At 45.8% G+C, this 23,541-nt stretch carries 21 protein-coding genes; 10 read left to right on the forward strand and 11 right to left on the reverse strand.

What is annotated here, in order from left to right; genetic code table 11:
* Positions 1 to 15: 15 nt before the first annotated feature.
* The 4 genes from FXV75_RS06195 to FXV75_RS06210 are packed head-to-tail and all read left to right on the forward strand — an operon-like array spanning position 16 to position 2,259.
* Positions 16 to 525, forward strand: coding sequence for a GspH/FimT family pseudopilin (locus FXV75_RS06195; protein WP_148831681.1), 510 nt, complete (start codon positions 16 to 18; stop codon positions 523 to 525).
* Positions 522 to 890, forward strand: coding sequence for a hypothetical protein (locus FXV75_RS06200; RefSeq protein WP_148831682.1), 369 nt, complete (start codon positions 522 to 524; stop codon positions 888 to 890). The genes FXV75_RS06195 and FXV75_RS06200 overlap by 4 nt, the downstream gene beginning before the upstream one ends.
* Positions 887 to 1,774, forward strand: a complete 888-nt coding sequence (locus tag FXV75_RS06205) for a type II secretion system protein (protein WP_148831683.1) — start codon at positions 887 to 889, stop codon at positions 1,772 to 1,774. The genes FXV75_RS06200 and FXV75_RS06205 overlap by 4 nt, the downstream gene beginning before the upstream one ends.
* A 41-nt stretch (positions 1,775 to 1,815) precedes the next feature.
* Complete coding sequence (locus FXV75_RS06210) at positions 1,816 to 2,259, forward strand: hypothetical protein (RefSeq protein WP_148831684.1); 444 nt, start codon at positions 1,816 to 1,818, stop codon at positions 2,257 to 2,259.
* Here the strand turns inward: FXV75_RS06210 and FXV75_RS06215 are convergent.
* Positions 2,243 to 2,503: a PP0621 family protein gene (locus tag FXV75_RS06215; RefSeq protein WP_148831685.1), complete on the reverse strand. Its 261-nt coding sequence runs from the start codon at positions 2,501 to 2,503 to the stop codon at positions 2,243 to 2,245. The genes FXV75_RS06210 and FXV75_RS06215 overlap by 17 nt on opposite strands.
* A 73-nt stretch (positions 2,504 to 2,576) precedes the next feature.
* Between FXV75_RS06215 and FXV75_RS06220 the strand changes: the two genes are divergently transcribed.
* The 3 genes from FXV75_RS06220 (at position 2,577) to FXV75_RS06230 (ending at position 6,307) form a co-directional block, all read left to right on the forward strand.
* Entirely contained in the window at positions 2,577 to 4,214 is a 1,638-nt protein-coding gene (locus tag FXV75_RS06220; RefSeq protein WP_148831686.1) for an NAD+ synthase, read from the forward strand.
* 176 nt (positions 4,215 to 4,390) lie between these two features.
* Positions 4,391 to 5,704, forward strand: a complete 1,314-nt coding sequence (locus tag FXV75_RS06225) for an NAD(P)/FAD-dependent oxidoreductase (RefSeq protein WP_148831687.1) — start codon at positions 4,391 to 4,393, stop codon at positions 5,702 to 5,704.
* A 117-nt stretch (positions 5,705 to 5,821) separates the two neighbouring features.
* Positions 5,822 to 6,307 carry a YbjN domain-containing protein gene (locus FXV75_RS06230; RefSeq protein WP_222863094.1) on the forward strand — a complete coding sequence of 162 codons (486 nt, stop codon included), beginning with the start codon at positions 5,822 to 5,824 and terminating at the stop codon, positions 6,305 to 6,307.
* Between the two features lie 183 nt (positions 6,308 to 6,490).
* Here the strand turns inward: FXV75_RS06230 and FXV75_RS06235 are convergent, their stop codons facing one another.
* From FXV75_RS06235 to FXV75_RS06245, 3 genes are all read right to left on the reverse strand, one after another.
* Entirely contained in the window at positions 6,491 to 8,563 is a 2,073-nt protein-coding gene (locus tag FXV75_RS06235) for a putative bifunctional diguanylate cyclase/phosphodiesterase (protein WP_148831688.1), read from the reverse strand.
* A gap of 81 nt (positions 8,564 to 8,644) precedes the next feature.
* Positions 8,645 to 9,085, reverse strand: a complete 441-nt coding sequence (locus FXV75_RS06240; RefSeq protein WP_148831689.1) for a hypothetical protein — start codon at positions 9,083 to 9,085, stop codon at positions 8,645 to 8,647.
* The gene (locus tag FXV75_RS06245) at positions 9,086 to 10,324 is read right to left on the reverse strand and encodes a hypothetical protein (RefSeq protein ID WP_148831690.1); all 1,239 of its coding nucleotides are present in this window, start codon (positions 10,322 to 10,324) and stop codon (positions 9,086 to 9,088) included.
* 126 nt (positions 10,325 to 10,450) lie between these two features.
* Here FXV75_RS06245 and FXV75_RS06250 point away from each other — a divergent pair, with 126 nt between their 5' ends.
* Positions 10,451 to 11,905 (forward strand): FAD-dependent oxidoreductase, encoded by a 1,455-nt coding sequence (locus FXV75_RS06250; RefSeq protein ID WP_148831691.1) that lies wholly within the window; start codon positions 10,451 to 10,453, stop codon positions 11,903 to 11,905.
* 124 nt (positions 11,906 to 12,029) lie between these two features.
* Here FXV75_RS06250 and FXV75_RS06255 read toward each other — a convergent pair whose 3' ends face one another.
* On the reverse strand, positions 12,030 to 13,508 hold the full coding sequence (locus FXV75_RS06255) for a RimK family protein (protein ID WP_148831692.1): 1,479 nt from the start codon (positions 13,506 to 13,508) through the stop codon (positions 12,030 to 12,032).
* A 278-nt stretch (positions 13,509 to 13,786) separates the two neighbouring features.
* On the opposite strand from FXV75_RS06255, the gene FXV75_RS06260 reads away from it, so the two are divergent.
* Positions 13,787 to 14,938 carry a peptidase C39 family protein gene (locus FXV75_RS06260; protein ID WP_148831693.1) on the forward strand — a complete coding sequence of 384 codons (1,152 nt, stop codon included), beginning with the start codon at positions 13,787 to 13,789 and terminating at the stop codon, positions 14,936 to 14,938.
* A 47-nt stretch (positions 14,939 to 14,985) separates the two neighbouring features.
* On the opposite strand, the gene FXV75_RS06265 is transcribed toward FXV75_RS06260, so the two are convergent.
* Positions 14,986 to 15,819, reverse strand: coding sequence for an amidohydrolase family protein (locus FXV75_RS06265; protein ID WP_148831694.1), 834 nt, complete (start codon positions 15,817 to 15,819; stop codon positions 14,986 to 14,988).
* A 214-nt stretch (positions 15,820 to 16,033) separates the two neighbouring features.
* Here FXV75_RS06265 and FXV75_RS06270 point away from each other — a divergent pair, with 214 nt between their 5' ends.
* Positions 16,034 to 17,098: a threonine aldolase family protein gene (locus FXV75_RS06270; protein WP_148831695.1), complete on the forward strand. Its 1,065-nt coding sequence runs from the start codon at positions 16,034 to 16,036 to the stop codon at positions 17,096 to 17,098.
* A gap of 248 nt (positions 17,099 to 17,346) precedes the next feature.
* Here FXV75_RS06270 and FXV75_RS06275 read toward each other — a convergent pair whose 3' ends face one another.
* From FXV75_RS06275 to FXV75_RS06295, 5 genes are read right to left on the reverse strand one after another with little or no spacing between them, the layout of a single operon-like run.
* Positions 17,347 to 17,919, reverse strand: coding sequence for a chemotaxis protein CheW (locus FXV75_RS06275; protein WP_148831696.1), 573 nt, complete (start codon positions 17,917 to 17,919; stop codon positions 17,347 to 17,349).
* A gap of 21 nt (positions 17,920 to 17,940) precedes the next feature.
* Positions 17,941 to 20,010 carry a methyl-accepting chemotaxis protein gene (locus FXV75_RS06280; protein WP_148831697.1) on the reverse strand — a complete coding sequence of 690 codons (2,070 nt, stop codon included), beginning with the start codon at positions 20,008 to 20,010 and terminating at the stop codon, positions 17,941 to 17,943.
* Between the two features lie 10 nt (positions 20,011 to 20,020).
* On the reverse strand, positions 20,021 to 21,754 hold the full coding sequence (locus FXV75_RS06285) for a chemotaxis protein CheA (protein WP_148831698.1): 1,734 nt from the start codon (positions 21,752 to 21,754) through the stop codon (positions 20,021 to 20,023).
* Positions 21,751 to 22,059: a lipid asymmetry maintenance protein MlaB gene (locus FXV75_RS06290; RefSeq protein ID WP_148831699.1), complete on the reverse strand. Its 309-nt coding sequence runs from the start codon at positions 22,057 to 22,059 to the stop codon at positions 21,751 to 21,753. The genes FXV75_RS06285 and FXV75_RS06290 overlap by 4 nt, the downstream gene beginning before the upstream one ends.
* A gap of 44 nt (positions 22,060 to 22,103) precedes the next feature.
* Positions 22,104 to 23,210: a PleD family two-component system response regulator gene (locus tag FXV75_RS06295; protein ID WP_148831700.1), complete on the reverse strand. Its 1,107-nt coding sequence runs from the start codon at positions 23,208 to 23,210 to the stop codon at positions 22,104 to 22,106.
* Between the last annotated feature and the right edge of the window lie 331 nt (positions 23,211 to 23,541).

The following is a 23,541-nucleotide window of genomic DNA, read 5'->3' on the forward strand; positions in this document are numbered from 1 at the left end:
CAAGGAGGTTTGTGTATGACCCACCAGCAGGGGTTCTCCCTCATTGAGTTGATGTGCGTGCTCGCGATTATGAGCCTTTTAGCAGCCCTTGGTTCGGCGCATTTTTTGCGTGTTAGCCAACACACCCAAGATAAAAACACCCTCATTCTAGGTCGTCAATATTTAGCCGATGCATTAACACAAGCCCGTCAGCTGGCGGTGGTTAGTGGAAAAACGAGTTTCTTGTGTGGTGGTTTGGTCTGTGATGGTCGTTGGTCGTCGGGGTTTACTTTGTATCAAACCGACTCGGTTCAAGGGCGTCGTGTGGTTCAAGAGCATGTGTATGAGGCGCTGTTGCAGGTGGTTTGGCAAGGCTTTCCGACACAAAAAACACAGATTGAATTTCAGAGTAATGGCTTGTCAGGTTATCAAAATGGCACTTTTGCGTTTTGTTTGGGAGCATGGCAGGCGGATTTAATTTTGAATCAAAGCGGACGTTTTTACACCACGGACCTGCAAAAAAAAGCCACAGGAGCGTGTCAATGATACGCTTTAATAGGCTTTACACGCTTCGCCCGTTGCGCCAGCGAGGGTGGGTGATGATCGAGATGATCTTGTGTTTGGTGTTGTTTTCTGTGGTGCTGCACCTAGCTCAACAACAAAACGAAAGCCATTGGCAGTCTATTCAGCTGGCGCAGCAAGCGCAAAAGCAAGCGGATAACGAGCTTAAGAAAAGGCGAATGGTGCAACTCACCGGGTCTACAATCTGGCTAAAGCACGACCCCATCCCAACGGCACCGTACCCGAATTGTCAGCATTGTACGGACAGCGCGTTAAAAACGTGGTTTTTTGCTTCCTTGTATCCGGCATCTGCGCCGGACGCCGTCGCCGAAGAGGAGCCTCAACCATGACATTCAAATATCAGCATCAGGGCAGTATTTTGATTGAGATGCTGGTGGCGTGCGTTTTGATCGCGATCTTTTTGCCTCTGCTGGTTGTGGCGTCCACGCGTTTGCAAGAACGTCACCGGCTTGCACAGGCCTACCAAGATCAATTTGAGATAAAAGCGGCTATTGAGGCGCATTTTCAAGCGCAATGGGCGCGTTTAGTGCCGGCCAACTGCTATCCCGATGACACGGCTTTGTTGACTATTGGGTCAGGAATGTCGCCACCGGTTCGTCTGGCGTCACGTAAGGTTGCTGAGTCGTCTGACTGGATCAAAGGCACCGATTACGGTTTATGTCGGCGCTCTCTTACTGTCCACGAAAATCCGTTAGAAGTGTCAATGGCGTGTCATTGGCGAGTGGGTGATCCAGTCGTTTTTTCCAGTTGTAACGCTGGCTTCTCTGGTCAACTGACTTACGTTAACAGCCGAGGTAACCGAAGTAGAATCGCGTTTGATGATGAGGATGTGATTGGGCAATCCGGTGTGATCGAAAGCCAAAATGGTTTTTATTGGTATCTTTCGCCCGGCAAAGATGGCCGTGAAGCGTTTTGGCGAACCCCAGCTGAGAGTGGCAATTCATTAGAGCTGTTTAATGGTATTGAGCGTGTGGCGATATTTGCGTTATTAGACGAAAATAATGACGGCTTAGTCGATGCTTTAGGCGCAAGTTACGGTGATGTTTCGTTAAAAAAACTGCGCGGTTTATGGGTGGAATATCAATATCATTTGCGTGACTGTGGTGTCCAGAAAATGACACTGTCCATGCGCGAGTATGTTTCGATGAGAGGAGAGACGTGGTCATATTTTGCGCCGTGTCAGGGCGTGGGTAATCAGATAATTATTTTTTAAAATAGGAGTGAAAACACGAGGGGCTTATGAGGAAACGTATTGTGTTACATGCAACACCACGGGGATGGGTGTCTTTGCCTATTATTGCGGTGCTGTTGGCCGTATCGACCCTGTCGTTTCGTTATCAAGACAGTGTGATGGCGTCTTACCAGTGGCGAGGGCAATTAAGCGATGTCAACGAAGCGCAGCAGATATGGATCGACTTCCAAGAGCAATTTGTGCGTGCACCTCGTTTTATGGATTCGGTATCAAGGGGGTGCCAAGGGTTTTGTCGCTTGACAGACAGTCAGTTCACCGAGTACGAAAAAATAGGGTCATCCAAGGAAGGGGGGAGTGGCCTTTTTTATCAGTGGAATCGCTACGAAAAAGCCGATACCACCATGGTGTATCGGCTCTGTGGTTCTCAGAATCAGCGCCAATACCAGTGTTGGTGGTGGCAAGACCATCGTTTGATGTCAGCCGGTTGGGTCAGTGCTTCTGATTAAAGGCTTTTAAATGTTCAGCGCTACAAAACGCTCGAGCTTCTTGGTCATGAATAGCATGGGAGCGGGGCATAAACGTTTTGCATTCTAGGCAGCGCACCATTCTTTCTTGCGACTCGTCTTTTTGGGTTGACTCTGTGTTTTGGGCTTTCTCTGGCGATTTCCTCCCTGTAAAACGCACGAATTGGCGATATAACCACCAACCAATAAAAAAAATAGCAACAAAAACGATCAAACGTACCATCATATACTTTACCTAGCTTGGCTTATTCCAGACAATAACGAGCATATTCTAACAGAGTCCACGAGATAGCAACTGTATGACATTACGAATTGCAATGGCCCAGCTGGACATGCTGGTCGGCGACATTAAGAGCAACACCCAGTCAGTCATAAAGGCGGCCCATAAAGCACGCGACGAAGAACACGCCGATGTGGTGGTGTTTCCTGAGTTAACCTTGATGGGATATCCTCCGGAAGATTTACTACTGCGCTCAAGTTTAGATCAGCGTATTGAAGCGGCGTTGGCTACGATGATGACAGAGATTCGTGACATTTATGTGGTAGTCGGTTACCCGCGTCGCATAGATGGTGAATTATTCAATTGCGCTGGGGTGATTTACCAAGGCCAATTGTTGTTGGAATACGCCAAGCAAAAGTTGCCCAATTTCTTGGTCTTCGACGACAAACGTTATTTCAGTGAAGGCCAGGTTGCGGGCATTGTTGACCTAAAAGGGGTGAAAGTGGGCTTGAGCATCTGCGAAGATATTTGGCACCCTGAACCCATTGCTCAAGCGAAAGAAGCGGGCGCTGAGCTGATTTTGAATCTTAACGCGTCGCCTTATCACACAGAAAAAATGGGCGAACGTGAAGCCTTGCTGCATCAACGTGCAACCGAAGTGGGCTTACCCATTGTGTATGTTAATTACATGGGCGCACAAGATGAGCTTGTTTATGAAGGTGGCTCTTTTGTGGTCAATGCCAAAGGCGTGAAAACTCAGCAAGCGCCTTGGTTTGAATCTGGCTTGTATTGTGTTGATATGATGGTCGATCAAAGCCAATCCAGTAAAGTGTCGCCGGTTGCAGGAGTGATTGCGCCGGCGATGGGGCTTGAAGCCAGTGTTTACCAAGCCATGGTGCTGGGACTTAGAGATTACATCACAAAAAACCGTTTTAAAGGCATAGTATTGGGGTTGAGTGGTGGCATTGACTCCGCTTTGTCGCTTGCCGTGGCAGTAGACGCCATCGGTGCAGACCGAGTGCAAGCCGTGATGATGCCTTACACCTACACCTCTTCTATCAGCTTGCACGACGCCGAAGAAGAGGCAAATTTGTTGGGTGTAAAATACAGCGTTTTGCCGATTGAATCTATGGTGTCGGCGTTTACTGATGTGCTAGCACCCGAGTTTGACGGCTATGCAAAAGACACCACAGAGGAAAACTTACAAGCCCGCACCCGTGGCGTAGTTTTGATGGCGATTTCCAACAAAAAAGGCTTAATGGTACTAACAACCGGCAACAAAAGTGAAATGGCGGTGGGCTACGCCACCTTATATGGCGACATGGTGGGCGGCTATTCGGTGTTAAAAGACGTGTTTAAAACTCTCGTGTTTAAACTGTGCCGATATCGCAATACATTAGGTTATGTGATCCCTGAGCGGGTTATAACACGCCCACCATCGGCGGAACTCGCACCCGATCAAAAAGACGAGGATTCGTTACCAAGCTACGACATTTTGGACGAGATTCTTCGTTTGTACATAGAAGAAGACCAAAGTGCCGACGCCATTTTGGCGACAAAAAAGTTCGACCGAGAAACCGTGTACCGCGTCCTTCGCTTGGTTGACGTGAACGAGTATAAGCGTCGCCAAGCACCAACGGGTGTTCGCATAACGGCACGCGGTTTTGGTCGTGACCGTCGTTATCCTATTACCAATGGCTGGCATATTGGGGAATAGTGTTATTCATTTTTCCACTTATTTGATCTAAGTCGTAAAACGGCCCATTAACACAGCTTTTGCTGTACAAGCAATGTACTATATTAGTTTGTATTTATGTTGTCGTTAGAGTATTTACGATTTATAAAACGGATGCATCTCAATCGATGTGTTAGCACAGAATAAGGTAGGAAAACATGGTCATCAGTCGACGTAATTTACTTATTTCGGGGGCTACATTAGGCGCCGCTTCTGCCGCAAGTTTTTTGAGCTGGGAGCTGAGCAAGCAAGATACCAATGCTCGGGTCGTTGTCGTAGGCGGCGGCGCGGCGGGTATTGCCATCGCTAATAAATTGCAAATGTACCTTAATGGGGTGCGTATTACGGTTGTCGACCCTCGTCCTTATCACTGGTATCAACCAGGTCAGACGCTTTTGTTAGCGGGTGTGTATGACAACAAAGAGGATGTGATTAGTCCTAATAAGCAGTATCTGAATGCAGATATACGCTGGATAGAAGACCAAGTAACAGAGTTTGACCCTGACAATAATCAGGTACTGACCGGTCAAAGTGGTCGGTTGGATTATGATTATTTGATTGTATCGACCGGCCTAGAGCTGCGCTACGACTTAATCGAAGGGCTGGATCCAGATCAAATCGGACAAGATGGTATATCAAGCATTTATCACAGCCCTGAGGCAGGCTTAGCCAGTCACCGACAGGCCATGAAGTTTGCCCAATCTGGTGGTGGTAAAGGCATTTTTACGCGTCCCCATGGGGCGATGAAATGTGCAGGGGCTCCCATGAAAGCCACCAATTTAGTGGAATATTTCGTTCGTCAGGCCGGTCAGCGTGAGCGTTTTCAGATGGATTACATGACCGCCGAAAACGTTTTGTTTAGTGTGAAGGTATTTGATGCCCGTTTGCAAGAAATTTGGCAAGAAAGGCAAATAGCGCACCATTATGAACACGAGCTAAAAGCCATAAATAGCCAAACTAAGCAGGCTTGGTTTGGTACTAAAGAAGGTGGGACGATCGAAACATCTTGGGATTTTATTCATATTTCTCCCCCTATGTCTGCAATCCCCGTGGTGCGTCATTCACCCTTAGCGAATAATTCAGATTTTAAGGGTTACTTAGACGTAGATAAGTATACGTTGCAGCACAAGCGTTACCCTAATGTGTTTGGTTTGGGTGACACTGTGGGAACGCCCGTTGGCAAGACCGCGGCGTCGGTGAAATCACAATTGCCTGTTGTTGCGACGAATCTAACCGCCTTAATCCGCGAAGAAGCCTTACCTGCTCAATGGGATGGTTACACCTCTTGTCCAATGATTTTAGATGTGGGTCATGCTATGTTATGGGAGTTTGACTACACTTTACAGCCAGTTACTGCTTTGCCTTTTGAAGTCGTTGATCCGCTAAAGGAAAGTAAATTATCTTGGGTGATGGAAAAATCTTTACTCAGGCCCATTTACGACGTAATGCTCGAAGGCTATACCCCGATTTAATGTCGCGATTGGTCACAATATGGCTGACATATTGTGAGTTCACAGGGCATAGTATTTAGGCATTTTAACCGCTCGGTGTCTTGTTGATTTAAAAAGAGTGGACTTAGGAGAAACGTAATGGAAAACGTAATGGAAAACAAATCAAAGCTCATATTAGCCGCATCACTTCTGTGTCTATCTACTATTCCAACGGTTCACGCAGAGACATTGGTGTCTGCTAAAGATCCAGACAGTATCTTAAACATAGCAAGAGGTTTTGGTTACGCTCAACTAGAAACTGACTCTCAAGGCGACCCAAAGATATCAGGTCGAATAGATGGGGTTAGATATGGTATTTATTTTTATGGGTGTAACGGTGGTGCAAATTGCAATGATGTACAGTTTGCAACAGGCTGGAGCGGGGAAAATGTTTCTCTTGACGACATAAACGAATGGAATAGAACACAAAGATATGGCAAAGCCTACCTTGATGGTGATGGTGACCCTCGTTTGGAGTTAGTGGTGAACACAGCCTACGGCGTGACAGCTAAAAACTTTGGGGACACACTCGATTGGTGGTCCAAGGTCATGAAAAAGTTTAACCAAAGTGTATTGGGTAATTAATCGGTAATTTAGACACAGTCGATATCACGCCGATCTTAAAAGTGGCGTGTTTCACTCGGTCACGGCGTGGTATCGACGCGTCATATTGTGCATGCGCCACGGTCTTTCATACGGCCAATGGAAACGAACGTCTTTACATGATGCCCTAGGGTGCCAAGACGGTGTTGTGGCAACTGAGCTTTCCTATCCCAGATCGAGTTTTTGGTACTGTTTTTTTGCTCTGGCAACCGCGTGTGCGACTTGGCCTAGCGGGACACTTTCACTGAAGTAAAACCCTTGTAAAACGTCGCAGCCTCGATCGATAAGGTATTGCGCTTGTTCTGGGCTCTCTACGCCTTCACAGCAGGTGGCTGAGCCTATGTTGTTTGATAGTTCTAAAATCGTGTCTAGCACCATTTTGTCACGGGCATTATTTTGGGCGTTGGCAATAAAATGCTGGTCTATTTTTAGGGTGTCAATGTCAATACGAGTGAGGTAACTCAGTGAAGAAAAGCCAGTCCCGAAGTCGTCGAGCGCGATGGTAGCCCCCATATTTTTAACGAACGAGCAAAAACTGTTGGCGGCTTTGAAATCATAAAGGTAGCTTGATTCGGTCAGCTCAAATTGTAAGTGTTGGGTAATATTGGGGTGTTGTTGTATTAGTTGGGCAATAAATTTTTCCAATTTTTGATCTTTTAAATCCAATGAAGAAATGTTTACGGATATTTCTACATTCTCCTGGGTCGATGCACGAAGGTTGTCTAGGTCTGTGATGACTTGTTTAATGACCCATTCGGTGATGTGAGTGATCATGCCGCAGGATTCCGCTATCGGGATAAATTCAGAAGGCATGATAAAGCCCAGTTCGGCACTGTCCCAACGAATAAGCGCTTCCAAGCCTTGGATTTCTCCCGCAGCAGTGATTTTGGGCTGATATTGCAGAAACATTTCTTTGTGTTGTAAGGCGTAGGCAATGGAGCTTGAGATCTGTGATCGACGTAGGGCTTTTTTGAGCATGTCTTTGTTAAATAGGGTGGCACTGCCTTTCGCCTGTTTTTTAGAGTGGTACATGGCAATGTCAGCAAAATTGATCAGATTTTCTAGGTCATATTCGGCTTCGTCCAGAAAAGCGATACCAATGCTTACACCCGTGTTAATGCTCCAATGATCGATTTTAATAGGCTCTTTGACTCGGTGTATAATGTCTTCGGCAACCTGCACTGCGTCGCTTTTTTTGGTCAGTTTGGGCAGCACAATTACAAACTCATCACCCGCTAAACGGGCTAATACAGCGCCACTGTTTAACATTCCTTTAATCAGCACTCCCAACCGCACCAATAATTTATCCCCAATATCGTGACCCATTCGATCATTGACCCCTTTAAAACCATCGACATCAAAGTACAAAATCGCCAGATTAGAAGAGTGCTGCTGTGATAGGGCGATGTTTTCTTGTAACCAAGACATAACATACCGTCGGTTAGGAAGGCCCGTCAGTTGGTCATTGTTGGCAAGTTGGTACATGGTTTCACGTTGTCTGCGTAGCTGGGTGTTTTTACTGACATTGGATTGGATTTCTTGGTTAATTTGTTTTAATAAACCGTTAATATCCTGAGCCAAGGTCGCGACTTCGTCAGAGCCTGTGATGGTAAACTGCATGGTATATTGTTTGCTCTTACTGGCTTCACGGGTAAAGCTGGAGAGCCTAACCAGAGGGTCGAGTAAGCGTTTAATCGTCGATAAAATGGTGGTGAGCCCGATGAGCATGATGATCGCCAGCAAGGGCAGCGATAAGGTGATGAGTTCATATCGACTTTGTGCAATGGGCTGTTGGTAGTCGTGAGCGACCAAAATATACCCGCTAATGTTGTCTTTTTCGCCGATGATACTCACCGAATACGCCGTTTTGTCCAAAATAGACACGCCAAGGGTCAAGGTCTTTGGGTCGATTTGTGAGGGCAGTAAATACTCTGAAAGATCGTGGCTTGGATTGGTTTCGAGATAATTGGGGTGAATGTACTGCTCGAAGGCATGCCAGTTTGCATCGTATAAAATGGAGTACTTAATATGATGATATCGGTCGAATCTGAGCAGGGCGCTTTTGATCAAGAAAGGATCGTTGTTGTCAGCGTACACCAGCAATAAGTCGTCCGCCGTGTTGGCGGTTAAGGCGGCGAGATTTTCTGTGACAGAGTCAGAATAAATGATCTCGTGTTCATTCAAAGAGACAAAGAACACGGTCAAGGCGGAACTAATAATAGACACCGCACCGATCATTAAAAATTTTGCCTTAATACCGAACTTAATAATACTAAATGTCCTTATTTACGTCTTTCGCGTTAGCGCTGTTTGCCATGGTTATTTTTCGTAAACAACGACATAGGTGTCAGGAATGTCCATGTTACTTGGTACATAGGCAATGCTGTCGGGGTTTTTTTCAAGGTACGCTAATACGTCGTCAACGGATTGCATTTCTTTGGGTGGGGTGCTGCGTCCGGTAAACAGCAGTTGGTCCCAATAGGATTGAATGCGGTTTTCAGTCAGACCTATTACGGTATTATTAAATGTGTTGCGTGTGTCGCTGCCAACAGGCAAAGAAACCGCGCTGTACTTGCGGCTTAATGTTCCGCCCATGTAAATCTGGCGAATTTCATTTCGTGTCAGTGTTTGTAGTGATGAGTTAACATTCGAAATAACCTTTAAGTCTTGGGAATGCGCCGCAAAGCTGTGATGGGTCACCATAAAAACAAGGCTGGCCAGCACGAATGCAAATCGATTAGTAAACGTTGAGTATGCCATTTAAAATACCCACTCCATTGCCACTTGATAGAGTGCGGTTTTACGATCAAAGCCGCTTTGGATGGAGTCAAACAACGCCGTGTCGTCTTCTTCGCCCTGGATAAAGGTCACATCGGCTTTTAGAGCAAGTTTGGGTTTTACGTCCCAGCGTGCGCCTACGGTCCAACTTTTCAGTTGATCGGTACTGCGACCTGTAGAAATCTGATTTAGCCCCCCCACTATTTGCTGTAACCCACTATAGCGTGGATCGCTTGTACTCATGCCGGCCAGCGCTTGTGAGATTTCAGTGGGGAAATTATTGTAGTCAAATTGACTTTCAGCAAAAGTAAGGTGCACCGTTACAGGGTTAAAAATGTACCCGACGGTAGCGTAATAGCTGTTGATTTTAGGTATAAATGTTTGTAATTCGGGGCGTATTTGTGTCCACTCAAGCGCCGCAAAATAATTGAACTCGTCATACCTTACGCTCAATTGCGTTAGCTTGACGACTCCCTTTGTTGACAGTGAGTTGACTGTGTCATTGTAAACACCAAATTGGCTGATGCTTGAAGCAAGGGATTTTAGATCCGCCTGCTTGATATCCGCGTTACCACCGTGATGCGATGCTCTAAACTCAAAATTATTGTAGCGTACGGAGCCAATCACCCCACCTTGTTGGAACACCTCATAATCGGTTGTTTTGTTATTGAGGGTTATCTCTCCATCATTTTTACCATAATACACTTCTAAAGACGTATCTAATTGATCTGTTGAATGCCCCCAATAAATATCAATTCCCTTGAATATAGGAAAAATAAACGCACCATAAACTTGTTTTGGCGGGGTAATCCACTGATAAGCGTAACCAATGTCTACCACATCACTGAGCATGAACAAAGGAGTACGCAATTGGCCAATTTTGAACGACACGTTATCATCCGGCTGAACGGTGGCGTACAACCAATCTAATTTGGATGTTTCCTCTTCGCTGGTTCTCAGAACGCCTTGCGCCGTAAAGCTCAGATAATCGGTGGCGTAAGCATTGACCTGAAGGCCAAGCAATGAATTGGGTCGTGCAGTAACATTATTGGAGTAACCGCGAAAATTGGCCTCTTCTGTGGCCAACTGACCCGCAACAATGCGTCCAAAACCTGACATTGTGACGTGTTTAGTGTCTTCTGCCAGTGCGTAATGACTCAGACAACACAGCAAGATAGCCTGATGGCGTTTTTTGAGGACAAAGGGATTTAATAAGCTCATGTTCAATAACCGACAAATAATTGTGTATATGATAATGTGCTTTCATTTCGTACAGTAGGGAGTTTAGTACGCGTTTTGTATGATTTTTGTATACTGTGTAAGGAAAGTTGAGATGAAAGGTCAAATATGAGCCCAGTTGACGTTAATAATATGAACTGGACCGTGTGTCCGGACTGTCAAGGCCAAGGCAAAAAGAGTCGTCGGCTACGAAAAAAAGTACGCTTACACTATTTAAACGCCATGGCGGCCTTCGACAAAGCGGGGGGCAACGGCACGGAGCCGGTTCGTCCGAAAGGGCATCTTGAATCTTGCGTTTCCTGTGCTGGCTCGGGGTTGTGTGAGTCACTTGAACCGACCCCCGTGAAGGCTGAGCAATACCCTCATGTGGCCATTATTGGGGCGGGTATTGGCGGCGTTGCCTTGGCGGTTGCCTGTTTGCATCGTGGTATTCCATTTACCCTTTATGAACGGGACGCGGGCTTTAATGTTCGATCCCAAGGGTATGGTTTAACCCTGCAGCAGGCCAGTAAAGCCATTGAGGGCTTTGGCGTTTTTTCACTCGATGACGGCGTGGTATCGACTCGTCATGTTGTGCATACCCCAGAAGGCAAAAAAGTGGCGGAATGGGGAATGCGTAAATGGAGGGCGTCTTCAGATCAAGCGACGGTAAAACGCACCAATGTGCATATTGCTCGGCAGTCTTTGCGTTTCGCTTTACTTGAGCAGCTTGGTGGTGCCTCCCATGTAAAATGGGGGCATCAGTTGCTGAGTGTTGTGCAACATAAAGACGCACCTGCTGAGCTTACTTTTGCAGTAGATGGTCGTCAAATTCACGTGTCCGCTGATCTAATCGTCGGTGCCGATGGCATTCGAAGTACTGTACGCAAACAATTACTTTGTGACGAAAAAGCCCCTCTGCAATACCTTGGTTGTATTGTGATTTTGGGTATTTGTCCTTTAAGTGACTTACCCAAATGTGATCATGACTTATTGGATTCTGCCACGGTCTTTCAAACCGCCAATGGCAACGAGCGCATTTACGTGATGCCGTTTGATGCCAAGACGGTGATGTGGCAACTGAGCTTTCCTATGCCAGAGTCTGAAGCGATGGCGTTAAGCCAACAAGGCGCTGAGGCATTAAAGGCGGAAGCGATTCTACGCACACAGTGGCATGATCCTATTCCACAGATTGTGAGTGCGACACAAGCCAGTAGGGTGTCTGGTTATCCGGTGTATGACCGAGCTTTACTGGACGCCGGTTGGCTACAAAAAAATCCACAAGCGACCTTAATCGGTGATGCGGCGCACCCAATGAGCCCCTTTAAAGGGCAAGGTGCGAACCAAGCCTTATTAGATGCTTTGTCATTAGCGCGTGATATGACAAAGGGTTGTTGGCGCCAGTCCCATTGGCGTGAAATGGGCATAAGAGAGTCTGTTCTTAATGAATTCGAAGAGGAAATGTTGGCCCGTAGTGCCGTAAAGGTGACAGATTCTGCGGCCGCGGCTGAGTTTTTGCATTCTGATATAGTGCTTTATGAAGGTGATGAGCCTCGTGGGCGAGTACTTGATCGAATGAAATAACCCAGTGCCAATAAATCCGACGTCACAAACAGACAGACTGTGTCGTCTCTTCTGTTTGTGATGAATCTGTTTGTGATTAATCTGTTTGTGTTAAGCCGGTTTATAACACGCCTTGTTAATACGCTCAGCTTGGCGTGTTGCTGCGTTTTAATTGCATCCGACGCAAAAACTCCGACATGATGTGCATGTAAAGCTCGTCGCCTAAGTATTTGTCTTCCACACCTCGGTCGATACTGGGGTTATCGTTTACTTCGATGACATAGCCTCGACCATTGATTTCTTTCACATCAACACCGTATAAACCCTCGCCAATGGGTTTGGTGGCGGCAATAGCGGCTTGCAAAACACGACGCGGCACTTCGAACGTAGGTAGGGTATCAAAGCCACCACTTTGGCTTTTACTGCCGGTATGTTGGTAAATTTGCCAATGATTTTTAACCATATAATAGCGACAAGCAAAGATAGGCTTGTTGTTCAGTACGCCGATACGCCAGTCAAATTCGGTGTACAAATATTCTTGTACCAGCAGCAAAGACGACTTTTTAAACAGCGTGTTTAAGCTCTCGGTCAGCGCTTCGCGATTTTCGGCCTTGATCACGCCTTTAGAAAACGCGCCATCAGGGATTTTGACGACCATTGGGTAGCTAATCGCCGCTTCTAGGGCGTCTTCAACGTCTTTTTCTCCCTTGTGAACAATGCGTGTTTTTGGACAAGGGACTTTATGTGTGTTGAACAAATCCGCCAAATACACCTTATTGGTGCAGCGCATAATGGATTGCGGGTCGTCCATCACGACCAAGCCTAGCCCTTCGGCTTTTTTGGCGAAACGGTAGGTATGGTGGTCGATATTGGTGGTTTCACGAATAAATAAACCATCGTATTCCGGCAGGCGCATGATGTCTTTTGGCCCAATCGTATCGACATGAATGCCCAGCTGTTTACCGGCTTGAATAAACTTCTTAATCGCTTGATCGTCACTGGGCGGCATGGCTTCTTCTGGGTTGACCAAAATCGCCATATCGAATTTTGCCGCCCGTTGAATACGACCTTTGCTCCATACCTTATTGCTGAAGGCTTCTAAGGATTCAGCGAACAGCGTTTCTTCCACGTCGCTGAGCTTGCTCTGGGACGTAGAGAAGAGCGCAGTAACTTGCCATTCTTTGCGAAACTTCAACGTGACTTCTAAGACCGGGCTTGGAAAACTTTCGAACAATTTGCGCGCAAACTCTTTCATCTCAGGATGAATGGTTTTACCGAATACGCAATGGAATTTCATCTCCATTGGGGCATCGGGTTTGGCCAGTTTTTTTGCTAACAAAGGCAGCCATTGAGAAATTTCGAGCTCATATAGGTCTTTTTTACTCAGATCATTGAGCACGCGAACCGACGGCATAACGTGATGGCCGCGGCTTTCTGCCAACAGGGAGCAGTAATACCCATCGGATAAGTATTTGCTGCTTTTACAAAGGTTGATAATGCGAGTGCGACCTTGGCTTTTGGTGGCGGCCAAGTTTAAATATTGCGTGAAAGTGATTACTCGATCGCTTGGTAAAAACGCAGACCAATCTTTGGCCTGATCAACAACGATGTATGTCTGTGACATTGGTTCTCTGATTCCTTTTATAAGACGCGATTTCGCGTTTGAATGTGGCCTTTTAGCAAGGCGGTTTGGTGCTGTGAAGCCCCTTGAAATTGTGCGGATAGTGCGCCTGTTTTGTGGTTTTAACAATAGACTATTTTAAAAAAATTAAATGTTTTTCTGCGCATTTTTTAGACTATCTTTTAAAGAAGGTTCGCCCTAAAATGCGCAAAATTTTCTCTCGTCTAATTCATGCTTGATACGACGACCCTAACGACCTTTTGCCCTTTCGAGGCGATACCATGAATACACGTTCGGTCATTGATTCTGCCCCAAATATTGACATCTGTTTAGCCAGTATAGAGGACCTAAAAGCCTTGCTTGTTTTAGAAAATACCGCATTTACTGGCGATCGTTTGAGTCGTCGAAGCTTTCGTCATGCGATCACCAGCTCAGGCTCTGCGTTGTTTGTGGCGAAGCAAGGCGAGGGCGATTTACTTGGGTATGCCTTATTGCACTTACGCCAAGGCACTCGGTTGGCACGTTTGTATTCATTGGCGGTCGCACCGCAAGCGCGAGGCTTGGGCATTGGCAAGCTCTTGATGCAAGCCTGCGAGAAAAAAGCGCTTAAAAAAGGCAAGCTCTTGTTGCGTTTGGAAGTGAGTGCTGTCAATCAGAACGCCATCGCCTTGTATCAGAAAATGGGCTACAAAGAATTTGGCCATTACGATGCGTATTATGAAGACCAAACCGATGCGATTCGAATGCAAAAACGGCTGCGTCATGAGGGAGACCTGCCAACCACGCGAGCCATTCCGTGGCTAGCCCAAGGTACGCCATTTACTTGTGGCCCTGCCTCTTTGCAAATGGTGCTGTCTTCCATGCACCCAGATTATCACGCAACGCCGAACGATGAGTTAGAAATTTGGCGTGAAGCGACGACGATTTTTATGACGTCTGGTCATGGCGGTTGTCACCCTATGGGGCTGGCGTTGGCAGCGAAAAAGCGTGGCTTGTCAGCAGACGTTTGGTTAAGCGAAGAAGGTCCTTTGTTTGTCGACAGCGTGCGTAACGAGCTAAAGAAAGAGGTCATTACTCGCGTGCATGACAGTTTTGTTGAGCAATGCGAAGATGTCGGTGTGCCATTGCATTATACGGCGATGCCGCTAGAACAATTAATAGAAGCCTTTGATGAGGGCGGCTTGGCGATTATCTTGATCAGTACGTTTAGGATGGACGGGAAAAAATCGCCTCACTGGGTGGTCATGTCGGGTTACGACGAACATTGTATTCTCGTGCATGATCCCGATTTGGACGACGATAAAAAATTACCAGACGATCCACCAAGTCCGCTGGATTGCCAATTTGTGCCGATTGCCCGGGATGAGTTTGAAAAAATGTCCCGCTTTGGGCAGAGTCGTTTGCAGGCGACGGTCGTACTAAAAAATCGGTAATTTGGTAAATACCATAGGGCTGAAAACGGCTTATTATGTCTGATTGTCTATAGTGGAAAGCCGCAGAGTTTGGCTGCGTTCTCCCAGAAAAACTTTGCTCGTATCCTTGCATCAGGAAATTGCTTCTGTGCAAGGGTGAGTAAGGTGCCATAATCCATCCTATGTTGTGCTTTTAAAAACGGCCAATCTGATCCCCAAATTATGTAATCCTCTCCGAAACTTTCAATAATGGCCTCGACATAAGGTTGTGTGTCCACATAAGGAAAGAGGCCCTGTGTGAATTTGGCAAAACCAGACACCTTGATGTAAGTACGTTGCGTTTTTGCTAGCGCAAGCACGGCTTGAAAACCCTTGTTAGTAATACCTTTTTCAATGTTTGGTCGGCCACAATGGTCAATCAGAATGTGTGCCTTGGTGTGCATTAATAACGGCGCGAGATCGAGCATTTGCTCGTCTTCGACTTGCACTTGAACAATCATATCGAGGTCGGCTAGGCGATCCATCAAAAGTGCCGATTGCGCAAAGTGCTCAAACCCATAATAAGCGACATTAAAGGTGACACCGATCACACCTTTAGCTTTTAATTGCGCAAGTTCTTCTGTCGATGCATCTTGTTTGACGACAGCCATGCCTTTGAAACGACCATTAGAGCGCGCTATTGCATCCAATAAAGCGCGATTGTCATTTTCACCGTAGGCGGAATTTGGTCCAACTAATAAGGCATGAGAAACACCGTAGGTTTCTAAAACGTGTAGGAAATAATCCGCCGTGGCGACTTCATGGCCTTCTGGTGCATAAGGCGTATCGGCTTGATAGGGAAAGCTCTGTGGGTCAAAAATGTGATTATGGCAATCTATTTTACGTTCAGTGAACACCGACATGGGAACTCCTTTTATAGGGTGCCTGTACAGTAATGAAAGAAGATCAGCCAGGCTATTTGATTTTGGTCTTTAGGTATTGAAAATACCGGACAGTGTTTTGCTTTTAAGAACGTTATTTTATTTATTATGCCGCACAAAAATCCAAGCGCAGGTTTTTAAAGGCTGTCATGATGTTGCTTATTAATCTCAAATAAATTGATTTAAGGGGTATTCAATGAAGGTTGCGTTTACCAGTGACAATATTGCCGGAGCGTCAGAGTCTGTTTTTAACGCCATGATGGAAGCCGCTCAAGGTGATGCCATGCCGTACGGCCATGATGATGGCACGGCGCACGTCACGCGTATGTTGTCGGAACTGTTTGAGTGTGATGTGGATGTGTTTTTGGTGTCTACCGGTACGGCCGCGAATGTATTGAGTATCAGTGCGTTAACGCCACCTTGGGGGAGTGTATTGTGCCACCAAGAAAGCCATCTGCTAAACGACGAAAGTACCGCGCCGGAGTTTTACACCAGTGGTGCGCGGTTTGTTGGCATGGGGGGTGCGGATGCAAAGATGGATCCTGTTCAACTGCAAAAATTGGTCAATCAGAAAATCGGAGATGTGCATTCTTGTCAGCCTTCTGTAATCAGTTTGTCGCAAGTGACCGAAGTGGGCAGTGTGTATTCTTTGGATGAAATTCGAGCCATTACCGATGTGGCCAAAACGGCAGGCTTGCCAGTTCACATGGATGGCGCGCGTTTTGCCAATGCTTTGTTGGCTTTGGGTTGTACGCCAGCTGAAATGACATGGAAAGCGGGCGTGGATATGGTGTCTTTTGGCGCGACAAAAAATGGTGTGATGGCGTCTGAAGCCATCGTTGTGTTTAAGCAGTCTTTAGAAGATAAAGGCGTCTCTAGCGAGAAAGTAGCCAAAGATCTGGGTTATCGTCGTAAGCGTGGCGGTCATTTGCATTCGAAAATGCGTTTGCTGTCGTCGCAGATGATTGCTTACTTAACGGATGATTTGTGGCGTATTAACGCGGCTCATGCCAATGCCATGATGGCGCACCTGCAAGACGGTTTGAAAACCGTTCCGGGCGTAAAAATTAATACGCCAGCGCAAGCCAATATGCTGTTTTGTACCTTGCCACTGCCAATGATTGAGCATTTGCAGGCGGAAGGTTTCGGCTTTTATGGCGGTCGTTGGGAAGAAGGTGTTATTCGTTTGGTGACATCTTTTAGAACGCCAAAAGAAGGGGTTGAAGCGTTTGTTGACTGTGCGCGAAATTTTGCGTCATAAGGTTTATGGTTGAAACGAATGAATGATGTTCTAGTGCAGAATGTCACATCAATAATTAAGAATCGAAGATGATGGGTATGTTGTGTGGACATGTTGTATGGACATGTTGTGTGGATAAGTAAGAAAAGCATGGGTTAGCTTAGGGGTATCCAGAGACTGGCATGGATATGCCCGTCTCTGTTGGTCTGTTGTCGGCCAGATCAAAAAAAACCTCACTAGAACCACGCCATAAGCGCCATGATGAAGGGTTAATGATCGGCTGTAGCGTCCTTTGTGGCTGAGTTATTTTGATCGGTAACATTCGTAATTGACTCAAATACGTCGCCTAGCTCTTCATCGGCCAATACTCTCGCTAAGTTCAATATGATAATAAACTCTTCATTGTGGTGTCCCATGCCACTGATAAATCGAGTATCAATTCGGCTGCCTATTCTAGGTGCTGGGCTGATGTCGTCATGGGTCAGTTCGATCACCTCTTTTACCGCATCGGTTAACAGCCCCAGTGAGACTTTTTCGTTTTCCAGTTCGATGTCGATAATGACAATGCAGGTATTCACTGTCAATTCAGACACAGCCATCCCAAATTGCTGACGCAAATCCAGCACCGGCACGACTTTACCTCGTAAGTTGATGACCCCTAGCATAAAGCTAGGGGTGCGTGGTACGGGAGTGATACGGCGGTATTCTAAAACTTCTTGTACTTGGGTAATGTCGGCGCCATAGATTTCATCGTCCAACATAAACGTGAGTAACTGAAGGACATCGTCGTCATTCGTTGCTGAAACGAGAGACTGTTTTTCAGTATCTAATTGATTTGTCATAGTCATCTCCATAGAGTTCGATTAATAACGCACAAACTCAGACGAGTCATCGTCAAGGTCAATGGACACACCTTGTGTTGTATCACGATCATTTGACGTCAGCTTTTTTTGCGCAGTCATCGGCTTAGGGATGGCCGACTTTTTACTGGATTGGCCGCGACCACCACCATTAGAGCGATGACTGTTTGCGTTGTTGCTGCCTGAATTGTCCAGATTGAAAAAAGTCATTGTGTTGCTTAACTGTTCAGATTGTGCAGACAGCTCTTCCGACGTTGAGGCCATTTCTTCGGCCGCGGCGGCGGACTGCTGTACGACTTGGTCTAATTGCTGTAACGCCTTGTTGACTTCAGCCGCCCCCGAATCTTGCTCTCTGGCGGATGCACTGATTTCTTGAACTAAATCCGATGTTTTACGAATGTCAGGCAACAGCTGAACCAGCATTTTGCCCGCTTGCTCGGAAACATCTAGGCTTCCTTGGGCCAGTGTGACGATTTCTGACGCGGCATTTTGGCTACGTTCTGCCAATTTTCTGACTTCGGCGGCGACAACGGTGAAGCCTTTACCATGCTCTCCTGCACGGGCGGCTTCTATTGCGGCGTTTAAAGCCAATAGATTGGTTTGGCGAGATATTTCTTCAATCACGCCAATTTTGTTCGCAATCTCTTTCATTGCCGCGACCGCTTCGTCAACCGCTTTGCCAGTGGCTTCGGCGTCGATGGCGGCTTTGCGCGCGATTTGCTCGGTTTGTTTGGCATTGTCGGCACTGTGCGAAATATTAGACGCCATTTCTTCCATGGAAGAGGATATTTCTTCAAGTGACGCCGCTTGTTCTGTCGCACCTTGAGCGATTTCTTGCCCTGTTGAGCTGAGTTGAGCGCTGCCGACAGAGACGTTACCAGACGCTTCTACGACTTCAGAAACGATGCCTTTAAGGCTGCTGTTCATATTTCTTAGAACGCCATAAATATCCGCATCGCTGGCTTTAGGGTCAAACGTTTCCGTTAGATCTCCTTTACCAATGCGCTCGGTGATTTTGCTGACGAGATTGACACGACGGATGACCGTCCACGCTATTAGCAGGGCGATGATGATCGACACGGCCAAAGAGATAAGAAGAATGTTACGGGCGTTGGTGTAATTCGTGTCGCTGGTGACTTTGTCTGTTTGCATGTCGCTGTCATTGATTTTGACAATGTCAGCAATGTATTGCTCGGCTTGTTCCAGCGCGGCTCGTCCAGCGCCAGAAGATAGGGCAAAAGCACGACTATTGCCGTTTTCAGCGGTAATAGTTTGCACTTCTTCCGATAAGGCAAAATACCCTTTAACCTGATCTGAAAAGGTTTGTATAAGCTGTTTGTTTTCCCCAGTGGTCAGAATTAATAGCTCATCAACGATAAAGTCGATGTCACTTTTAGCATTGGAGAAAGCGGTTTTGTAGAGTGCCATTTCGGATTCTGAGATAGACAAAATGACATTTTTTTCAGCACGCTGCGCTTCCACTATTTTGGTGCGTAGGTTGTATACTAAGGTCTGGATAACGTTTTGAGCTTGCAAACTCTCAAGGTTGACGACGTCTTCTACTCTCGATTCGTACACGCTTCCTAAGGTAACCAGTGTCGCCTCAGCAACGTCATAAGCTTCGCGTGCCGTTCCTTTGCTTAAATCGGTGGCTCTTTTGTTCGAGTTAAGACGCGCCAGTAGACGAATTTCTTCGTTTAATACTAGGTATTCATCCCACGTTTTTTCGAACTGGTCGAGCCTTCTTATGCCATCGTCATTCGCCAAGGCGCGCAATGTACCGAGCTTTGCGTTGAGGTCTGATATGGCGGTATTCATGGACGCCGCAAACTCATCCATTTCTTCTTGGGTACGAGCAAGGATGATGTTCTTTTCGGAACGACCAATGAATAAAATGTCTTGTCGTGCTCTGGCGGCCACTTTTACTTTTTCAGCACTGCTGTCCACAATGGCGTTGATGCTGGTGTTCATGTTGGATAATGAATTGATACCCAAATAGTTCGTGGCGGCCATGGTGCCTAAAATTAGGATAAATGCTCCTAATATGAGTGCTTTTAAGGTAATTCTGTTCATTGTTTTCTCCTCAATTCTGGGTGCTTAATGTTGTAGTGTGTTCTTGATCGGCGGCTTCAATTAACGAGGAAGGGTCCAGAATCATAGCAACGCTGCCGTCCCCTAAAATGGTGGCGCCACTAAAACCAACGGCGTCTTCATAGACTCTTCCAAGCCTTTTCACCACCGTTTGGTATTGACCGACAACCTCATCAACGCACAGACCAAATTGCTCATTTCCAACATGGACGATGACAATTTGCTCAATAGCGGGGCGTTCTCCTGGCGCTTCAAACCACTCTCTTAAAATCAAATAGGGAATTTGTTTTCCGCGGGTTTCCACTAATTTATTCTGGGTGTGTTTAGCGCGTAACGAAGGCGGCATCTCTATGCATTCTTCCACACAGCTCAGGGGTAAAACGTAATGCTCGTCTCCGACGACAACCAGTAATCCTTCAATAATCGCGAGTGTCATTGGAAGGCGTATGGTGAATTCTGTGCCAATATTATGACCAGACTGAATGTCAATTTGCCCGCCTAGTTCTTGTATTGAACGCTTGACAACGTCCATGCCGACGCCGCGTCCAGAAAGATCGGTAACGGTATCTGAGGTGGAGAAGCCTGGTTCAAAAATCAGCTGTTGTAGGGCTTCATCGCCCAGTTCGTCTTCTTGTTTGATCAGCTGGTTGGCAAGGGCCTTGGCGTGAATTTTGGGCAGGTCTAAGCCTTTTCCATCGTCTTTTATGGTGATAATCACGTATGAATCTGAGTGCTCGGCACTGAATGAAATAAGCCCAGATTCTGTTTTGCCAAGCGCGATACGCTCCTCAGGTGTTTCGATACCATGATCGATACTATGGCGTATAAGGTGAACCAGTGGGTCGCCCAGTTTATCGATCACCATTTTGTCTAGTTCTGTTTCAGCACCAAAAGTCACGAGATGTATTTTTTTGTTTAATTCACCAGATAAGTCTCTAACCAGACGTTTAAACCGCGCGAAGGTGCTGCCTATTGGTAGCATTCTGATGCTGAACGTTTGATCCCGCATTTGGGTGGTTAATAAATCCAGTTCTTCAGCGATGGACATAATGTCCTCATTGTTATCGCGGGCAGAGACTTGGTTTAATCTGGCTTGCACAATTACAAGCTCACCCACGAGGTTCATGAGGTTGTCTAATCTGGAAGAGGGGACTTTAATGGTTGGGTCGTTCTGCTCGATTGTGTTTTTTGGTGTTGTGTCTTGCTTGGATTGTTTGGTCTTAGTTGGAGTGTCTGGTTTGGTCTGAGGTAGTGGTTGTTTGATTTGGTCGGTGCCTAAAAGGGGGCTTTCAGACAATGGGTTTGGTGCTGTGTTTAAGGGTGAGCTAAGGGCATTTTGCTTTGTTATTTGTTTTTCTAGCCAGTGTTTCATGTTTTCTGTCAGGGAATCTATGCTTTCATCATTGATTAGAGCAAAGGTAATGTCCCAGTCATCGCTAACAAAGGTGAAAATGTCTTCAATGTGCTTTGGGCTGACATTAGTATGAAGCAACACTTGCCATTGCAAATAGCTTTTTTCGGGATCGATATCTTGAAACTTAGGCAGGTCTTCACACTGACTAACCACAAGACAGGCCCCCAAAGCGCGAAGGTTTCTGAGTACTGGGCCGGTGTCCATACCATTTTGAAAGGCATGTTTATCGGGTGTGAAGGTAACAGAGTAACAATGCCACGAGCCCTCGTTCTCCGGTATTTCGGTGATAAAGGTATCAACGGGTCCAATCATGTTGCTTCCTTTTTGGTTATCGTTAAGGGAAAGTGAAAGAGATCAAACGCCTCAATCACGGCGTCTGAACCGAATGTGGTTGAAACGACACGGTTGTTGTTTAGAAGTGCCTGATGGTAGGCTATGAGAAGCTGAACGCCGGCGCCATCTAGCGTGGTTGTGTGCTGAAGATCCCATATCACGGACTGTTGATTCAGGGATAACTGACACAGTGCATCATAGTGTTGAGCCACATTGAAAATACTGATCTCTTCAGGAAATATCACCCGATTGTCCAACTGAGTGATGACGTCAACGGTCATCATGCCCCCTTGTTTCTGATGAAGTTAATATTGCCATCCAAAAGTCACTACGCCCCACTCACTGACTGAGCTATTTTGTTTGCTATGGCTTGTAATTCTTGGTCGCCTGAATCCCCTTGTTCATACAAACTTAATGTCTTTAAATTGTATTTCTCGACCATTTTTAGTAAGACGTTTTCTTGCTCTTCTGTTAGGCCATATTGAAAAAGGTTGTCATTGAGTTCAATCATTAAGTCATCCATTACTTGTACATTCGCCTCTCGCTGAATGGTCTTATTCTCTTGATAATGGCTGATAGATACCTTGGTGCAATCTAATACGATTTTCATTTCGTTCATTAATGTAATGGCTTTTAATCGACTGGTTGCCGCTTCTAATATGAGCGCTAAATGATCACGCAATCGTCCGCATTTTTCTTCATCATCGGGTAGGTTTTTAATCAGTTGTGAGATGGTGCCAAAATTTAGTATTAAGCGGCGTCCCATTTGCTGAATGCGCTTGGCATTTTTAAGAGTACTTAATACTTCGTATTCAAGAGGGGGAATTCTATTGCCAGAGGTTTCGGCGATACTTTCATGGGAAGTTTGGAGGATGATGGAGTTTTCAAGACCAAAGCCAGCGGCGCTGCTAACAATGAGTTTTGCCAATGATTTGACAGAAGTGCATTGGAAACTTTCCCGCATAAAATGTATAACGGTCGACAGCTCACCGGCATCGGTAATGGCTGTCATCGCGGTTTCCATGGCTATTTTTGATTCTGTGCAAGCGTTTTGAAATTGAGTGTAGTGTTGTAGGGCAGAATTCACTTTCTTGATTAGTTCGATAGGCTGGACAGGTTTAACCATGAAATCACTGGCGCCTGCATCATAGCCTTTAATTTTTTCTTCTATCGAATCATGCCCACTAACAAAAATAATATCGACGGCGGCAAAGTCTGGATTTTGTTTAATGATTTGACACGTTTCATAGCCATTCATACCGGGCATTGATGCGTCTAAAATAATGACTTGGGGTGCACAGTCTCCAGATAACAAGACCGAAATTGCCTCTTCACCACTCGAAGATTCAATGACATTAAAGTTTTTGCTGAGTAATGCAGAGCTTAACTTTAAATCGGTTGGGTTATCATCAACAATTAATATCGTATTATTCATAATTACCTTCTGAAAACCAACAAGTGTAAATATTCCATCATTAATCTTATGTTAATTTTTATTTATTTAGTGGATCAGTTTTTACTAATAATTAGGGTAAATTGATCTATGTCAATCCACAATGAAATAGATGTTTATTTATGTAAGTAGATTAAGCGGAGGAGTCTATGCACGATTTTTTTGTAGTAATAACAAAAGTAAGTGTTTTTTTAAAAGATTTTAATCATACTTTTTTGCTTATTTGTGTGTTTTTTTTATGTTTAGGAGGGTGTGTCTTGATTGATTAAAGGGGCGTTAAGGTGAAAAAAATTAGAAAGATCAACCCAAAAGA

The sequence above is a fragment of the Marinomonas sp. IMCC 4694 genome, from assembly GCF_008122525.1.
Classification (GTDB): Bacteria; Pseudomonadota; Gammaproteobacteria; order Pseudomonadales; family Marinomonadaceae; genus Marinomonas.

Bases quoted from the DNA above. Each gene is read 5' to 3' on its own strand.
- FXV75_RS06195 (WP_148831681.1), top strand. From the start codon at position 16: ATGACCCACCAGCAGGGGTTCTCCCTCATTGAGTTGATGTGCGTGCTC.
- FXV75_RS06200 (WP_148831682.1), top strand. From the start codon at position 522: ATGATACGCTTTAATAGGCTTTACACGCTTCGCCCGTTGCGCCAGCGA.
- FXV75_RS06205 (WP_148831683.1), top strand. From the start codon at position 887: ATGACATTCAAATATCAGCATCAGGGCAGTATTTTGATTGAGATGCTG.
- FXV75_RS06215 (WP_148831685.1), bottom strand. From the start codon at position 2,503: ATGATGGTACGTTTGATCGTTTTTGTTGCTATTTTTTTTATTGGTTGG.
- FXV75_RS06220 (WP_148831686.1), top strand. From the start codon at position 2,577: ATGACATTACGAATTGCAATGGCCCAGCTGGACATGCTGGTCGGCGAC.
- FXV75_RS06225 (WP_148831687.1), top strand. From the start codon at position 4,391: ATGGTCATCAGTCGACGTAATTTACTTATTTCGGGGGCTACATTAGGC.
- FXV75_RS06230 (WP_222863094.1), top strand. From the start codon at position 5,822: ATGGAAAACGTAATGGAAAACAAATCAAAGCTCATATTAGCCGCATCA.
- FXV75_RS06235 (WP_148831688.1), bottom strand. From the start codon at position 8,563: ATGATCGGTGCGGTGTCTATTATTAGTTCCGCCTTGACCGTGTTCTTT.
- FXV75_RS06240 (WP_148831689.1), bottom strand. From the start codon at position 9,085: ATGGCATACTCAACGTTTACTAATCGATTTGCATTCGTGCTGGCCAGC.
- FXV75_RS06245 (WP_148831690.1), bottom strand. From the start codon at position 10,324: ATGAGCTTATTAAATCCCTTTGTCCTCAAAAAACGCCATCAGGCTATC.
- FXV75_RS06250 (WP_148831691.1), top strand. From the start codon at position 10,451: ATGAGCCCAGTTGACGTTAATAATATGAACTGGACCGTGTGTCCGGAC.
- FXV75_RS06255 (WP_148831692.1), bottom strand. From the start codon at position 13,508: ATGTCACAGACATACATCGTTGTTGATCAGGCCAAAGATTGGTCTGCG.
- FXV75_RS06260 (WP_148831693.1), top strand. From the start codon at position 13,787: ATGAATACACGTTCGGTCATTGATTCTGCCCCAAATATTGACATCTGT.
- FXV75_RS06265 (WP_148831694.1), bottom strand. From the start codon at position 15,819: ATGTCGGTGTTCACTGAACGTAAAATAGATTGCCATAATCACATTTTT.
- FXV75_RS06270 (WP_148831695.1), top strand. From the start codon at position 16,034: ATGAAGGTTGCGTTTACCAGTGACAATATTGCCGGAGCGTCAGAGTCT.
- FXV75_RS06275 (WP_148831696.1), bottom strand. From the start codon at position 17,919: ATGACAAATCAATTAGATACTGAAAAACAGTCTCTCGTTTCAGCAACG.
- FXV75_RS06280 (WP_148831697.1), bottom strand. From the start codon at position 20,010: ATGAACAGAATTACCTTAAAAGCACTCATATTAGGAGCATTTATCCTA.
- FXV75_RS06285 (WP_148831698.1), bottom strand. From the start codon at position 21,754: ATGATTGGACCCGTTGATACCTTTATCACCGAAATACCGGAGAACGAG.
- FXV75_RS06290 (WP_148831699.1), bottom strand. From the start codon at position 22,059: ATGATGACCGTTGACGTCATCACTCAGTTGGACAATCGGGTGATATTT.
- FXV75_RS06295 (WP_148831700.1), bottom strand. From the start codon at position 23,210: ATGAATAATACGATATTAATTGTTGATGATAACCCAACCGATTTAAAG.